Origin of the sequence: Arthrobacter sp. EM1 (genome assembly GCF_029964055.1) — a bacterium.
Taxonomy (GTDB): Bacteria; Actinomycetota; Actinomycetes; order Actinomycetales; family Micrococcaceae; genus Arthrobacter.
In genome coordinates this window covers 1855775-1871156 of the sequence record NZ_CP124836.1, presented here as the reverse complement: position 1 = coordinate 1871156, position 15382 = coordinate 1855775, and the positions used below count along the sequence as shown (strand labels likewise).

The window sequence follows — 15382 nt, the reverse complement described above, 5'->3', positions numbered from 1 at the left end:
CGGTTCCTTCGTGCCCAAGCCTCTGCCCGGCCGGATGAAAATGCCGTGCGAAGGCATTTTCCAGCATTGCATACAGGTCCGGCACGGAGAGCTGGAATGGGCAGGGGGGCAAGAACTGCAACGGGAACGATATACGGCCGATATAAACCTGATACCTAAAGCCCGTTCCCGGCAGGGCGGGGGCAGCACTGGCGCTAACACCCCGGGCGACGCGTCCACGGCGCTGGCGTAAGATGGAGCTACCCGTTGCCCCGGCCGCGGACGGCGAGCATCGCCGTCGGACCGGATCGCGGAACAGACCATTTCCGAACTGGAGGGGACCAGGGGCCCGCGGGCCAAGACCATGACTGAAGCAGCGAACGGCAAGTCCCGGATCAGCGACGCAGAGCGCTCCGCAGGTGAATTTCCCCACTCCCTCCCAGGGCTGCGGACGGAGGTAGTCCTGTTCGATAATTCCGATCAGATGGTCCAGTCACTCGGCAGCCATGATGAAGCCCTTCGCTTCATCGAGGCGCAGTTCCCGGCCGTCGATTTCCACGTGCGCGGCAACGAACTTGCGATCAGCGGTCCGGCGGCGGACGTGCCGCGGATCATGCGTCTGCTCAACGAGGTCCGGGGCCTTGTCGCCCGCGGCACAGTCATCACTCCGGCCGTCCTGCAGCAGCTTGTGTCGATGCTCCGAAGCCAGTCGCTGCAGAGCCCGGTTGAGATACTCACGCACAACATTCTCTCCAGCCGCGGCAAAACAATCCGGCCGAAGACGCTGAACCAGAAGAACTACGTAGACGCCATTGACGCCAACACCGTGATCTTCGGCATCGGCCCGGCAGGTACCGGCAAAACGTACCTGGCGATGGCCAAAGCCGTCCAGGCGCTGCAGCAGAAGGAAGTCACGAGAATCATCCTGACCCGGCCCGCCGTCGAAGCGGGGGAGCGCCTGGGCTTCCTGCCGGGCACACTCAGCGACAAGATCGACCCCTACTTGCGTCCGCTCTATGATGCCCTGCACGAAATGATGGACCCCGAATCCATTCCGCGGCTGATAGCGGCCGGCACCATCGAAGTTGCCCCGCTCGCGTACATGCGCGGACGGACGCTCAATGACGCCTTTATTATCCTGGACGAGGCGCAAAACACCACGCCGGAGCAGATGAAGATGTTCCTCACCCGGCTGGGATTCGGCTCCAAAATGGTGGTCACCGGTGACGTTACCCAGGTGGACCTGCCTTTTGGGACCAGGTCCGGCCTCCGGATCGTGGAGGACATCCTGCGGGGCATCGACGACGTCAATTTCACAGTCCTGGACGCCTCCGACGTCGTCCGGCACCGCCTGGTGGGAGACATCGTCAACGCCTACAGTGCGTGGGATGAAATCCAGAGGAACCGGGTCAAGCATTCCGTGGCCCGCGACAAGCGGGGAGAACACTCGTGAGCATCGAGGTCAACAACGAATCCGGCGTCACCGTCGATGAGGCCGAACTTGTACGGCTGTCCCGATTCATCTTCGAACGCCTGTTTATCCACCCGCAGGCCGAGCTGTCGATCTTGCTGGTGGATGAACCGGCGATGGAGAAGCTGCACATAGAACTGATGGACGAGCCGGGCTCCACGGATGTGCTCTCGGTCCCCATGGACGAGTTGACGCCGGGCACACCTGGCAAGCCCACGCCCCAGGGCATGCTTGGGGATATCGCGGTCTGCCCGCAGGTAGCCGAGGTCCAGGCAGTTAATGCCGGGCACTCCACCCAAGATGAAATGCTGCTGTTAACCACCCACGGCATCCTGCATCTGCTCGGCTTTGACCACGCCGAGCCGGAGGAGAAGGAAGAAATGTTCGGCCTCCAGCGCGAACTTCTTTCGGCCTTCACGGGTAAAGACGCGCCGTCAGAGACGATTCAGTGACGCCACTGATCGTTGCCGGCATGGCTCTTGTATTCCTGAGTTTTGCCGCCTTCCTGACCGCGGCCGAATCGGCTTTCAATTATCTTTCCCGGCACGACGCCGAAGCCGCGATCCTGAACAGCCGCGGTTCGGCGTTGAAACGGATCATGGCGCAGCCGGTGGCGCACATGCGGGCACTGCGTTTCTGGCGCATCTGGTTCGATACGGCCTCTGCGGTTGCCGTCACCGTGTTGTTGACCAGTTTGCTCGACAACGTCTGGCTGTCCGGCCTTATCGCCACGGGAGTGATGGCCCTGCTGGGCTTCGTGATTGTTGGTGTGTCCCCGCGTCAGCTCGGCCGGGTGCATTCGGCGGGTCTGGTCCGCTTCAGCGCACCGGTGATCCGCTGGCTGTGCTGGGTGCTGGGACCTATTCCCGGCTGGCTTGTGACCCTCGGCAGTGCGGTGGCCCCGGGAGCCCCCGCCGACAACGAGGCGTTCTTCAGCGAAGAGGAATTCCGTGAGCTGGTGGACCGTGCCACGGAATCGGACGTGATCGAGGACAACGAAGCCGAGCTGATCCAGTCGGTGTTCGACTTCGGCGACACACTGGTCCGCTCAGTGATGGTGCCCCGCACCGACATCCTCAGTATCGATTCCGGCTCGAGCCTGCACCGGGCCATGTCACTGTTCCTGCTCTCGGGCTATTCCAGGATCCCGGTCATCGGGGAGAACACCGACCAGGTGCTGGGCATCGTCTATCTGAAGGATGTTGCCTCGGTCATTCACAATCTCGGGGCCGACGAGGTTCCCCCCGTGGTTGACGAACTTGCCCGGGAAGTGCGCTACGTGCCGGACTCCAAGGCGGTGAGCGAACTGCTGCGCGAACTGCAGAAGGAATCGACGCACGTCGCGATCGTGATCGATGAGTACGGCGGTACCGCCGGGCTCGTTACGCTTGAGGACCTGATCGAGGAAATTGTCGGCGAAATCGTCGACGAATACGACACCGAGAGCGCCGAAGCCGTGGAACTCGGCGACGGAAGCTACCGGGTCAGTGCTCGGATGAGCATTGAAGATCTCGGCGAACTTTTCGACCTGGAGCTTGAGGACGACGAAGTGGACACCGTGGGCGGCCTGCTCGCCAAGGCCCTCGGGCGGGTGCCGATCGTCGGCAGTACCGTCGAAGTCCACGGGCTGAGGCTGCGTGCCGACCGGCTCGAGGGCCGGCGGAACCGCGTCAGCCACATCATTGCGGACGCCGTACCAAAAGTAGAAACTGACCTTGAAGACCTTCTCGACGAGGCCGCACCAATCCAACAGGGAGTCTCACGTGAGCAAGCAGAATAAGTCCGACGTCGAAGCAGCCCACGGCGGCTACCGCGCCGGTTTCGCGGTGCTCGTCGGCCGGCCCAACACCGGCAAATCGACCCTCACCAACGCGTTGGTCGGCCAGAAGGTCGCGATCACCTCGGCCAAGCCGCAGACCACGCGCCACACCATCCGTGGCATCGTGCACCGGGATGACGCGCAACTGATCCTGGTGGACACCCCGGGCCTGCACCGGCCGCGCACCCTGCTGGGGAAGAGGCTGAACGAGCTCGTCGCCGACACCCTCGCCGAGGTCGACGCGATCGGCTTCTGCCTGCCGGCCAACGAGAAGATCGGTCCGGGCGACAAGTTCATCGCGGCCCAGCTTTCGGCCATCGGCAATAAGCCCGTCATCGCCGTCGTTACGAAAGCCGACACGGTGGACCGCCAGGCTCTGACCGAGCAGCTTCTTGCCGTTGCTGCGCTGGGCCGGGAAGTTCTCGGCGAGGACGGCTGGAAGGACATCGTCCCGGTTTCCGCCGCCGACGGGTTCCAGGTCGAGACCCTTGCCGACGTCCTGATCAGCCAGATGCCGGCGTCGCCGCCGCTTTACCCCGACGGGCACCTGACGGACGAACCTGAAGCCGTTATGATTGCCGAACTCATCCGCGAAGCTGCCCTCGAAGGCGTCCGCGACGAGCTGCCGCACTCCCTTGCCGTGGTGGTTGATGAGATTGTCCCGCGTGAAGGACGCCCCGAGGACAGGCCGTTCCTTGATGTCCGGGTCAACCTCTATGTGGAGCGTTCTTCGCAGAAGGCCATCATCATCGGCAAGGGCGGCGCGCGGCTGCGTGACGTCGGCACAACAGCCCGTAAGGCGATCGAGGCGCTGCTCGGCGCCCGGATCTACCTCGATTTGCACGTGAAGGTTGCCAAGGACTGGCAGCGGGATCCGAAGCAGCTGGTGAAGCTCGGCTTCTAGCCGCCGTCCGCACTCCGCCGCTCCCAAAGAACCCGCCATCGGGGATTTCCCAGATTCGGACTCTAAAATGGCCTGATCCCTGTTGTGAAAGTAGGCTCCATAGTGTCTCGACCCCGAGAAGACCGCCAGGACGGTACCGGATCCCCGGTCCCGTCCGGGTCTGCTGCCCGGCATACGGTCGATCCCGCAGTGGGACCGGCGCGGCATATGGGTGCGCCCCGGCGATTGCCCGGCTGGCTGAAGATCGGGACTGCAGTGGTCTCCGTCCTGCTGGTCGGCGTTATTGCCTTCGGCGCCTACTGGGCGATTCGTTTGCAGGGCAACATCAGCAAGGCGTCGTTGGGCGCCGGCAGTGATAAAACCGAGCCCGTGGTGGACGACGCGCGGGACCGGATGCAGATCCTCATCCTTGGCTCAGACACACGCGACGGCAAGAACTCCCAGTACGGCGGCCCCGAGGATTCGACCGGTTACGGCAACTCGGACGTTATGATGCTGATGGACATTTCCGCCGACAACAAGCGCGTCAACGTCGTGAGCTTTCCGCGCGACTTGCTCGTGGATACACCGAAATGCACCGACCAGAAAACGAAGCAGGAGTTCCCGGCCCGGCAAAACGTTATGATCAACTCGGCGATGTCGGAGGCCGGCATCGGTTGCGCCGTCGACACCGTCAACAAGCTCACCGGCCTGGAGATCGACCACTTTATGATGGCGGACTTTGATTCGGTCAAGGAACTCTCCAACACCGTCGGCGGTGTGGATGTCTGCATCAGCGACGCCGTCTTCGACCCCGATTCGGGACTCCGGCTGCCCAAGGGCACCTCCAAGGTCCAGGGCGAACAGGCGCTGGCGTTCCTCCGGGCCCGCCACGCCTTTGCCGACGGCGGCGACCTCGGCCGAATCAAGGGGCAGCAGGGCTTCCTGTCCTCCCTGGTCCGCAAAATCAAGGACGACGGCACGCTCACCAACCCCGCCCAGATGCTTCAGATCGCAGACGTCGTCACCAAGAACCTCACAATCGATGAGGGCATGGCGTCGGTCCCGACGCTCTTGACGGTCGGAAACCGGCTGAAGAATATCGACGTTGGCAAGATCGCCTTTGTCGCTGTTCCCACCATGCCGGCCGCCAGCGACCCGAACCGGCTGGACCTGGCCGAACCCGCAGCCTCGCAGCTCTTCGCAGCGATGCGCAAGGACATCGATTTGACCGACCCGACGGCGACGCCCACCCCGTCGGGTTCACCGGATGCGAGTGCAACCGCCAGCGCGGCGCCGAGTACCAGCCCACCTGCCCCTGCTTATGACAAGGCGGTCCAGCCCGTTACAGTGGCCAACGGTTCAGGGGTCCCTGCGCGGAGCCAGGAAATCATCAAGTCCCTCACAGCAGGCGGTTTCAGCCAGCTTGCCCAGCTTGCCGCCCCGGCCGTCGTTACGACAGCGGTTTACTACGGCGCGGGATTCGAAGACGTTGCCGCGGACGTGGCCACGCTGCTGGGTGTCCCGGCGGCGCAGGTGCTCCCGGCCGCCGGTGTAAACGGTGTGCAGGTGTATCTGGGCAGCGACCTTGTAGGCGGCGCTGCGGGCGCTGACGCCCCGGTGCAACTACCCGCGGACATCGTGAATCAGACAGCCGGGGACGTCGTCTGCCAGCAGGCCAACCCGTTCCTGGTCACGCGCTAGCACGGTTAGCTCAACCGGGAAGGGCCGGCCGCGGATGTACTCCGCGGCCGGCCCTTCCCGGTTGGCCCGTTGTTGGTGCCGGGACGGGCGCCTACCAGATGCTGACGCGTTCGGTGGCCGGCATCCACATACCGTCCTGCTCCGTTGTGCCAAAGGCCTCATGGAAGGCGTCGAGGTTCATGGCGATCTGGTTGGTGCGGAACTCGTTGGGCGAGTGCGGGTCCGTGGCGAGCCGGCGGACCGCTTCCTCGGTCCGGATGGCCTGGCGCCAGCCGGCAGCCCAGGACGCAAAGAAGCGCTGCACGCCGGTCAGGCCGTCCAGCACCGGCGGCTCCTGGCCGTCGAGGCTGATCAGGTACGCCTTGTAAGCAATTGTCAGCCCGCCCAGATCGCCGATATTTTCGCCGAGAGTCAGTTTCCCGTTTACGGTGTGCCCGGGCGCTGCATTGGGGGAGAGCGCATCGAACTGGGCCACCAGCCGGGAAGTCAGCGATTCAAACGCCGTCCGGTCGTCTTCGGTCCACCAGTTGCGCAGCAGGCCGCTTCCGTCGTACTGCGAGCCCTGGTCATCGAAGCCGTGGCCGATCTCGTGGCCGATTACCGCACCGATGCCGCCGTAGTTGACCGCATCGTCGGCGTCAGCGGTGAAGAACGGCGGCTGCAGGATGGCTGCCGGGAACACGATCTCATTGAGCAGCGGGTGGTAGTAGGCGTTTACGGTCTGGGGCGTCATCAGCCATTTGTCCCGGTCCACCGGCTGTCCCACCTCATCGAGGTGCCTGTCGACGTCGGCACTGTGCGCGCGCTCCACATTTCCCAGCAGATCCGACGGATCGATCTGCACTGCGGAATAGTCGATCCACTTGTCGGGGTAGCCGATTTTGGCCCGAAACGAATCGAGTTTCTTCAGCGCCTCCCGTTTGGTTTCTGCACCCATCCAGGACAGGCCGGTAATGGATTCACGGTACGCCTCGATCAGGTTCGATACCAGCGACTCCATCCTCGCCTTGTGGGTTTCCGGGAAGTGCCGGGCAACGTAGATCTGCCCGACCGCCTCGCCCAATGCGGCCTCGACGGCGGCGACCCCCCGCTTCCAGCGGTCCTTATTGCGGGGCGTACCGCTCAGGGTGGTGCCGTAGAAGGAGAAATGCGCATCGACGAAAGCGGCGGAGAGGTAGGGAGCGGCCGAGCTGATGACCCGCAATGCGAGCCACTCCTGCCAGACTGACAGCGGCTCCGAGTCCAGCAGAGACGCTGCGCCGGCAAAGAAGTCAGGGGTGCTCACAACGAGTTCGGTGCGTTTCTCCGGCGCGATTGCGGCGGCGTCGAACCACGTGGCCAGGAGCGGGAAGAGCTGCGACGCCTCATCGGCTGACTTCAGGTTGTAGGTCTTCTGCGGATTCCGCAGCGTGACCTTGTCCCAGTGGTGCGAAGCCAGGGCCGTCTCCAGAGCCACAACCCGGCCGGCCGCGTCCGCCGGTCCGGCGACACCGGCCAGGGCGAAAACGTTTGCCACATGGTCCGTGTATGCCTGGACCACCGGTGCGAACTTCTCGTCGCGGTAATACGACTCATCCGGCAGGCCCAGCCCGCCCTGGCCGGTGTACAGCAGGACCCGGTCCGGGTTTCCGGCGTCGGGAGCGGGATAGATGTAGAACAGGCCGTCCACGTCCGCCCGGAACAGGCGCCCGGCAAGCGCTACGAGTTCGGCGACCGACGGTGTGGCGAACACGTCGGCGAGCCGCTGGCGGATCGGCTCCAGTCCCTTTGATTCCACCGCGTCCTCGTCCATAAAGCTGTTGTAGAGGTCGCCGATCTTCTGCTCGATCCCGGTCGACTCCGCGCCACGGGCGGCCGCGTCCCCGATGATCTCCCGCACCGCCAGTTCCGAGCCGTCCCGCAACGCCGTGAACGTCCCTTCCAGGGACCGGTCATCCGGGATCTGGATGCTCTTGAGCCAGGTGCCGTTAATGTTCTGGTACAAGTCATCCTGAGGCCGGACAGTGGCGTCGATAGTGGACAGGTTGATTCCCGAAAGTGGCACGGATGCTCCTCTGAGAGGCAGCCCGGCGCCGCCTTGCGAAGGAAGCCGGTCTGCATGGTGGACGTTGAGAAGGTATGGCTCCTTCATCTTACGCACCCGTGTTACTGTGACATGGTGCGCGCAGAACTGCTCCTTCTTAGCTGCCGCGGCGAGGCCTCAGACGCGATCTAGCGCAAGGCCCACCCTCGCTGCGGAGTTTGTGTTGCCCGGCCACCCTTTCACCAGGAATCACAGAAAAGGCCCCGATTGTAATGCGAAACGCACAAAAGCCCTCAGGAATGCCAGTTCACCGCTACGTCCCGTTCCAGGACCTGATCACGGTAGAACTGCCGGACCGCACCTGGCCGGACAAGGTCATCACGAAGGCCCCGCGCTGGTGCGCAGTGGACCTGCGTGACGGCAACCAGGCCCTGATCGACCCGATGAGTCCCGCCCGCAAGCTGAAGATGTTCCAACTGCTGGTCCGGATGGGTTACAAGGAAATCGAGGTCGGGTTTCCGTCCGCGTCGCAGACCGACTTCGACTTCGTCCGTCAGCTCATCGAGGGCAACCACATCCCCGAGGACGTCACAATCCAGGTCCTGACCCAGGCCCGGGAGCACCTCATCGAGCGGACGTATGAATCCCTCGCCGGCGCCAGGCAGGCCATCGTGCACCTGTACAACTCGACCTCGGTCCTGCAGCGCCGGGTGGTCTTTAATCAGGACGAAGACGGCATCCTGGACATTGCCCTGCAGGGCGCGCGGCTGTGCAAGAAGTATGAAGAGACCCTGCAGGACACCCACATCACCTACGAGTATTCGCCGGAATCGTTCACCGGAACCGAGCTGGAATACGCCGTCCGGGTGTGCAACGCCATCGCCGATGTCTTCGAGGCCTCCGCCGACAGCCAGGTCATCATCAACCTGCCGGCCACGGTGGAAATGGCCACCCCCAACGTCTACGCCGACTCCATCGAGTGGATGAGCCGCAACCTGCACCCGCGGGAGGGCATCATCTTGTCCCTGCACCCGCACAATGACCGCGGCACCGGCGTCGCCGCGGCGGAGCTGGGCTACCTGGCCGGCGCGGACCGGATCGAAGGCTGCCTGTTCGGGAACGGGGAACGGACCGGAAATGTGGATCTGGTGACCCTGGGCCTGAACATGTTCGTCCAGGGCGTCGACCCGATGATTGATTTCTCCGATATCGACGAGGTGCGCCGCACGGTGGAGTACTGCAACCAACTGCCCGTAGCGGAACGTACGCCTTACGGCGGGGACCTCGTCTTCACAGCATTCTCCGGCTCGCACCAGGACGCAATTAAAAAGGGTCTCGAAGCGCTCGAAAAGGACGCCGCTGCCGCCGGCAAGGACGTGGCCGAGTACCCCTGGCAGGTCCCGTACCTGCCGGTCGACCCGAAGGACCTGGGCCGCAGTTACGAGGCCGTCATCCGGGTCAATTCGCAGTCCGGCAAGGGCGGCGTCGCGTACCTGCTGAAAAACGAGCACAACCTGGACCTGCCACGGCGTGCCCAGATCGAGTTCTCCGGTGTCATTCAGAAACAGACGGATACCGTGGGCGGCGAAGTCAGCGGGGCTCAGCTTTGGCAGGTCTTCCAGGACGAGTACCTGCCCTCCGGCGCGGCCGACGCCCAGTGGGGGCGCTACGCGCTGGGCTCATTCAGCACCGAGACGGACGAAGCCGGCTCCATGACGCTGCACGCCGCGCTCAAGGTCGACGGAACCCCGGTCCACCGCACCGGTACCGGAAACGGCCCGATCGCCGCGCTGCTGAGCATCCTGCGCGAAGACGGCGTCGACGTCCGGGTGCTGGACTACAGCGAACACGCCCTCTCCGAAGGCGGCAGCGCCCTCGCTGCGGCATATGTCGAATGCGCCGTGGGGGAACGGGTGCTGTGGGGCGTTGGGATCGACGCCAACACGTCCACCTCCTCGCTCAAGGCCGTGATCTCGGCCGTGAACCGGGCCGTCCGGGACGCCCGCGCCTAAACGGCGGGCAACTGCGCCGCCGGATCCTCCGGCGGCGCAGTGCTGCTTTCCACAACGGCAGCGATTCCGTCAACGACAGTGCGAAGATTAACCGTGGCCCAACCATCCTCCTTTTCCTCCCGCGCCTACCGTGATGACGGCGTTGTGCTGCGTACCCACAAGCTGGGCGAAGCAGACCGGATCATCACCATCCTGACCAAGCACCACGGCCAGGTCCGTGCGGTGGCCAAGGGAATCCGGCGCACCAGCAGCCGCTTCGGCGCCCGGCTGGAACCCTTTATGGTCGCGGACCTGCAGCTGATTTCCGGTCGCAGCCTCGATATTGTCACCCAAGCCGTGGCCAAGGGCGTCTACGGCGGAAACATCGCCGCGGACTACGGGCGGTACACCGTCGCGGCAGCCATGACCGAGACGGCGGAGAAACTCACCGACGTCGACGGCGAAGCGGGCACGGCCCAATATAACCTCCTGGTCGGTGCCCTGGCATCGCTGAGCCGCGGCGACCACACCCCGGAGCTCATTCTCGATTCCTACCTGCTGCGGGCCCTCGCCACCGGAGGCTGGGCACCGAGTTTTACGGACTGCGCGCGCTGCGGGGCCCGCGGTCCGCACAATGCGTTCTCGGCGCCGCTTGGCGGCATGGTGTGCGCGGATTGCCGGCCGCCGGGATCCCCGGCTCCCGCCGCGGAGACCGTTGTGCTGCTCGGCGCCCTGCTGACGGGGAACTGGACGACGGCGGACGCCTCGCTCTCCGTGCATCGGCGCGAGGCTGCGGGTCTGGTGGCGAGCTACCTGCAGTGGCATCTGGAACGTGTCCTTAAGTCCCTCAAACATGTGGAGCGAACGTAACTGTGGCCTTGGGTAAAAACGCGGCATTTGCTAAAAAGAAGAGTCCGGTCCGGCAGCGGAGCACCCCGGTGGTGAGCCCTTATCCGCACGCCTCCGGGGCCGTCGCCCCGGCCATCCCCGCGGAGTTCATCCCGCGGCACGTCGCCATTGTGATGGACGGCAACGGCCGCTGGGCCAACCAGCGGGGCCTGCCCCGGATCGAAGGACACAAAGCGGGGGAGCCTGCCTTGCTGGATGTGGTGGCCGGGGCCATCGAGCTGGGCATTGAGTACGTCAGCGTGTATGCCTTTTCCACCGAGAACTGGCGCCGCTCGCCCGAAGAAGTGCGCTTCCTGATGGGATTTAACAAGGACGTGCTACGACGCCAGCGCAACCAGCTCGACGACTGGGGTGTCCGCATCCGCTGGTCCGGCCGACGGCCCAGGCTGTGGGGCTCGGTGATCCGCGAGCTGGAGGAGGCCGAGGACTTCACCCGTGGAAACAGCACCTGCACCTTGAACATGTGTGTTAACTACGGCGGCCGTGCCGAGATCGCCGATGCGGTGTCCGCCATCGCGGAAGAGGTGGCGGCCGGGCGGCTCAAGCCGGGCGCCATCACCGAAAAGACGATCCAGAGATTCCTGGACGAGCCCGATTTGCCCGACGTTGACCTGTTCCTGCGCAGCTCCGGGGAGCAGCGGCTCTCGAACTTCATGCTCTGGCAGTCGGCCTACGCGGAGTTCGTCTTTATGGACACACTCTGGCCGGACGTGGACAGGCGTACCCTGTGGGACGCCGTCGAAATCTATGCCCAGCGGGACCGCCGCTACGGCGGCGCAGTGGACGCGGCTGCCCCTGCCGGGCCGGCCTGACCGCGGGTCCGGCAGCCCGCTGCGCGGGTGCAGGGTCAGTCAGCCCGGGTACAGGCTGAGCCAGAGCACCAGATCGTCGTAGGCTTCCCGCCGCACAGCACGGCGGGAAAGGAAGATGTCGTGGATCGCTCCCGGGTAGCGGAAGACGGCCGCCCGGCGGCCCAGGCCGAGCGCCCGGCGCGCCGTTTCCTCCACATCGATGACGGCGTCGACGTCCGTGAGTTCCTCTGACCATTCGGCCTGGATCCGGGTTCGTCCTGACAGCATCACCAGCACCGGCGACGTGATGTCGAGCCGCCGCGCCACGGCCGCGTGGCCTGCCATGACCGCCTTCGTCCAGCCCGGCCTGACGGGGAACGACTCCCTGGGCCGCCACGCGGGATCCACAGCCCATTCGCCGTGCGCCGTGCCGCTCACGCTGTCCCAGTAGCCGGGCATGCTGGGCAGGAGCAGCGGCCGGCGCGGGTCGGTGCGCGCCAACGGTTCCACCAAATGCATCGCGATGTTCCGGATCAGGCTGCTGCCCTGCAGTTCCAGCCAGGGTGCATTGAGGATCAGGGTGCCCAGCTTCCCCGGATTCCGGTCCGCCCACAGCGCCGCCACGAGGCCGCCGAGGGAATGCGCGAGCAGGTGCATCGTCGGGTCTGCGGAGCTGCCGGTGCGGCCGGCGATGTCGGAGCCGATCGCTGCCAGCGCCGCCGCAATGTCCTCGTCGTAGACTGCCAGGTCGGCCGTGTAGCCGGGGGTTTGCCAGTCCCGGAGGCTGCGTCCGAATTTCCGAAGGTCCAGGGCGTAGAAGTGGAAGCCGCTGGCAACGAGGTGATCGGCGAGCTCGGCCTGCAGGAAATAGTCAGCCCAGCCGTGGAGGTAGAGGACCACCTTCTCCGGAGCCCGGATGCCCGGGACATCCGGGCTGTGGACCGCGGTGGGGGCCGCACCTGCGCCCGGGCGGGCATGCCGCACCAGGGTCGCGACAACGGGTCCTTCGTCGTCGGAGGACAAGGGCAGCTCGAGGCTCTCAAAGCGGGCCCCCAGCACGTCCTGCCGCCAAAGCTGGGTCACCAGGGGACGGTTCATCCGGTGCTGCCATTGTCCGGACCGTAGGCCCGGAGCCAGCGGGACAGCCGGGCGTAGGCGTCGGCCCGGACGGGCGGGGCGGAGAGGAACACATCATGCAGCGCGCCGTCGATCCTTTCCAGAGTGATGCTCCGGCCCAGGCTCAAGGCACGCAGGGCGATGGTGTTAACGTCCAGAACGGCGTCGGTGCGGCGCATCGATTCCTTCCAGAACATGCCGTTGGCGCTGGCCCCGGAGATCAGCACGAGGATGGGGGCGGTGATGTTCAGTCCCCGTGCCACCCTCGTTTGGCCGGCAAGGACGGCACTGAGCCAGCCGGCGCGGACGGGGAAGGCCCGGGGCGGGCGGTAACGGTCATCGAGAGCCCATTCGCCCTCGGCCGCGCTGCTGATGCTGCGCCAGTAGAAAGCGCGTTCCGGAAGCCGGATGACGGCTTCCGGCCGGAAACGCGCGAGCGGATCCACCATGGCCCGGGCCGCACGGCGTAGGGCGGGGCTGCCGTGCATTTCCAGCCATGGGCTGTCCAGGACCAACTGAGAGACCACACGCGGGTGCCGGCTTGCCCACAGCGCCGCTATCAGCCCGCCGGTCGAATGGCCCATCAGCGCCAGCGCCGGCGGGCCGTCCGCCCCGGGGTGGAGTGCGGTGATGATCCCGATCGCCGCGGTGATCTCGGCGTCGTAGTCAGCGAGATCGGCCACATAGCCGCCGGGCGCGCCCGCACGCAGGCTCCGTCCGTGATTGTGCATGTCGAGGGCAAAAAATGCGAAACCCCGGCGGGTCCAGAATCGGGCGAGCTCGGCGTTAAAAAAATAGTCGCTCCAACCATGCAGGAAGAGCACGGCCCGGGCCGTGTCCCCTCCAGTCGAACCCGCTCCGGCCCCGGCAACGTGCCGGACCAGTGTGGCGTTCCTTTCGACGCCGTCCGGACCGGCCGCCGGGAACGTGCAGGCTTCGAAATCGCCGCCCAGAATATCGGCCACCCACTCCACGGCCGGCATCTATACCGCCGACGCCGCGGCGCGCCCGGCCGATCGGCCGGAAAAGAGGCAGCCGCCGAGGAAGGTCCCCTCTAGGGCGCGGTAGCCGTGGATGCCGCCGCCGCCGAAGCCGGCAGCTTCCCCGGCGGCGAAAAGTCCGGGGACAGGCTGCCCGGCACCATCGAGGACCCGGGACTGCAGATCTGTGTGGAGCCCGCCCAGACTTTTGCGGGTCAGCACCGAGAGCCGGACCGCCAGCAGCGGCCCGTGCCGGGGGTCCAGCATCCGGTGCGGCGGAGCCACCCGCATGACCTTGTCGGTGGTGAATCGCCGGGCGGCGCGAATGGCAGCGAGTTGCGGGTCTTTGCCCAGTCCGCTGTCGAACTGCCGGTCCCGGGACCGAATCAGCCGGTCCAGCCCGGCCGGGTCAACCAGCGGCAGGCCGGTGAGCGAGTTCATGGCGGCCGCCAGCCCGGCGGGAGTGTCCGCCTGCAGGAAGTCGACCCCGCGGTCCAGGAAGCGCTGCAGTGGGCTGTCGTTCCCGGGCCCGAGCCGGGACGCCAGCAAGCGGAGGTCCTTGCCGGTGAGGTCGGGATTTTGTTCTGAGCCGGAGAGCGCAAACTCCTTGCGGGCGATGGTCCTGTTCAGGACGAACCAGGAATGCTCGTGGCCCGTTCCCAGGATGTGGCGCAGAGCCCCCAGCGAGTCGAACCCCGGAAACAGGGGAGCTGGGAGCATCTGTCCGCTGGCGTCAAGCCACAGCGATGAGGGTCCGGGCAGGATCCGGATTCCGTGCTGTGGCCAGACCGGCGAATGATTCCGGATCCCTTCGGGGTAGTGCCACATCCGGTCCCCATTAATGAGCCGGCCTCCGGCGCGGGCAGCGGCAGCCAGGAACTCGCCATCAACGGACGCCGGCACGCCGCTCAGCATCGTCCGGGGTGCCCGGCCGTCCGGCCACTGCTGCCGGACGGTGGTGTGGTTGCCGCCGATCCCGCCGGTGGTCACCACTATTGCGGCGCCTGATGCTTCAAAGCTGCCGACGGCGACGCGCGAGGAGGCTTCGCCGCGGGCCGCACCGCTGGGTTCCAGGATCTCGCCGTGCACACCAGTGACTCGTCCCGCCACGGTCACCAGGTCGGCGGCGCGGTGGCGGAAGTGGAAGGTGACCCGCCCCGAGGCCTCGCCTTCTCGCAGCTTTGCCAGGAACGGCGCCACCAGGGCCGGCCCGGTGCCCCAAACGACGTGGAAACGCGGCACCGTGTTGCCATGGCCGTCGGGGCCGTACCCGCCGCGTTCGGCCCATTGCACGAGCGGGAACAACTTCACCCCCAGCGAAGCGAGCCAGGCACGTTTTTCCCCTGCGGCGAAGTCCACGTACGCGGCGGCCCAGTCCATGGCCAGGGTATCTTCGCTCCGGTCGAAGGCGGCGGAGGACATCCAGTCGGCCAGTGCAAGGCCGGCGCTGTCCCTGACGCCAAGACGGCGCTGTTCAGGGGAGTCCACGAGGAACAGCCCGCCGAATGACCAGTGTGCCTGGCCGCCGGCGGAGGCCGCGGGTTCCTGGTCGAGCACGGCAACCCGGCGGCCGGCGGCGTAAGCCTGGGCCGCGGCCACGAGGCCCGCAAGGCCTGCACCCACCACGATGACGTCGGCGTCGATCACCGATCCGGCCGCCCGCACAGGGACCGGGGTCGGGGCGCCATTGTCTCTGCTCATGGCTTCATGCTAGCG

Annotated in this window: 12 protein-coding genes; 8 read left to right on the top strand and 4 right to left on the bottom strand. The window is 65.8% G+C overall.

Features of this window, described 5'->3' with window-relative positions:
* Window positions 1–343: 343 nt before the first annotated feature.
* From QI450_RS08555 to QI450_RS08535, 5 genes are all read left to right on the top strand, one after another.
* Window positions 344–1432: a PhoH family protein gene (locus tag QI450_RS08555; RefSeq protein ID WP_226775167.1), complete on the top strand. Its 1089-nt coding sequence runs from the start codon at window positions 344–346 to the stop codon at window positions 1430–1432.
* Entirely contained in the window at window positions 1429–1902 is a 474-nt protein-coding gene (gene ybeY, locus QI450_RS08550) for an rRNA maturation RNase YbeY (protein WP_226775168.1), read from the top strand. Before QI450_RS08555 ends, ybeY begins: the two co-directional genes overlap by 4 nt.
* Window positions 1899–3230, top strand: a complete 1332-nt coding sequence (locus QI450_RS08545) for a hemolysin family protein (RefSeq protein WP_226775169.1) — start codon at window positions 1899–1901, stop codon at window positions 3228–3230. Before ybeY ends, QI450_RS08545 begins: the two co-directional genes overlap by 4 nt.
* Window positions 3214–4173, top strand: a complete 960-nt coding sequence (era, locus tag QI450_RS08540; protein WP_226775170.1) for a GTPase Era — start codon at window positions 3214–3216, stop codon at window positions 4171–4173. Before QI450_RS08545 ends, era begins: the two co-directional genes overlap by 17 nt.
* Window positions 4174–4275: 102 nt before the next feature.
* Complete coding sequence (locus tag QI450_RS08535; protein ID WP_226775171.1) at window positions 4276–5856, top strand: LCP family protein; 1581 nt, start codon at window positions 4276–4278, stop codon at window positions 5854–5856.
* Window positions 5857–5947: 91 nt separating this feature from the next.
* Here QI450_RS08535 and QI450_RS08530 read toward each other — a convergent pair whose 3' ends face one another.
* A complete protein-coding gene (locus QI450_RS08530) occupies window positions 5948–7900 on the bottom strand; it encodes a M13-type metalloendopeptidase (protein WP_226775172.1) in 1953 nt (650 codons plus the stop codon).
* Between the two features lie 251 nt (window positions 7901–8151).
* On the opposite strand from QI450_RS08530, the gene leuA reads away from it, so the two are divergent.
* The 3 genes from leuA to QI450_RS08515 all read left to right on the top strand — a co-directional run bounded on the left by leuA (window position 8152) and on the right by QI450_RS08515 (window position 11591).
* On the top strand, window positions 8152–9891 hold the full coding sequence (gene leuA / locus QI450_RS08525; RefSeq protein ID WP_226775173.1) for a 2-isopropylmalate synthase: 1740 nt from the start codon (window positions 8152–8154) through the stop codon (window positions 9889–9891).
* A gap of 93 nt (window positions 9892–9984) precedes the next feature.
* Window positions 9985–10740, top strand: a complete 756-nt coding sequence (recO, locus tag QI450_RS08520; protein WP_226775174.1) for a DNA repair protein RecO — start codon at window positions 9985–9987, stop codon at window positions 10738–10740.
* A gap of 8 nt (window positions 10741–10748) precedes the next feature.
* Window positions 10749–11591, top strand: a complete 843-nt coding sequence (locus QI450_RS08515) for an isoprenyl transferase (protein ID WP_226775191.1) — start codon at window positions 10749–10751, stop codon at window positions 11589–11591.
* Window positions 11592–11630: 39 nt separating this feature from the next.
* Here QI450_RS08515 and QI450_RS08510 read toward each other — a convergent pair whose 3' ends face one another.
* The 3 genes from QI450_RS08510 to QI450_RS08500 are packed head-to-tail and all read right to left on the bottom strand — an operon-like array spanning window position 11631 to window position 15367.
* Entirely contained in the window at window positions 11631–12653 is a 1023-nt protein-coding gene (locus tag QI450_RS08510) for an alpha/beta hydrolase (protein WP_282468156.1), read from the bottom strand.
* An 11-nt stretch (window positions 12654–12664) separates the two neighbouring features.
* Window positions 12665–13660 carry an alpha/beta hydrolase gene (locus QI450_RS08505; protein WP_226775176.1) on the bottom strand — a complete coding sequence of 332 codons (996 nt, stop codon included), beginning with the start codon at window positions 13658–13660 and terminating at the stop codon, window positions 12665–12667.
* Window positions 13661–13669: 9 nt separating this feature from the next.
* Window positions 13670–15367, bottom strand: a complete 1698-nt coding sequence (locus QI450_RS08500; RefSeq protein ID WP_282360632.1) for an FAD-binding dehydrogenase — start codon at window positions 15365–15367, stop codon at window positions 13670–13672.
* Window positions 15368–15382: the final 15 nt, after the last annotated feature.

What these genes read in the sequence shown, in the direction of transcription:
- leuA (WP_226775173.1), top strand. Translation starts at nt 8,152, where the DNA reads ATGCGAAACGCACAAAAGCCCTCAGGAATGCCAGTTCACCGCTACGTC.
- QI450_RS08555 (WP_226775167.1), top strand. Translation starts at nt 344, where the DNA reads ATGACTGAAGCAGCGAACGGCAAGTCCCGGATCAGCGACGCAGAGCGC.
- QI450_RS08500 (WP_282360632.1), bottom strand. Translation starts at nt 15,367, where the DNA reads ATGAGCAGAGACAATGGCGCCCCGACCCCGGTCCCTGTGCGGGCGGCC.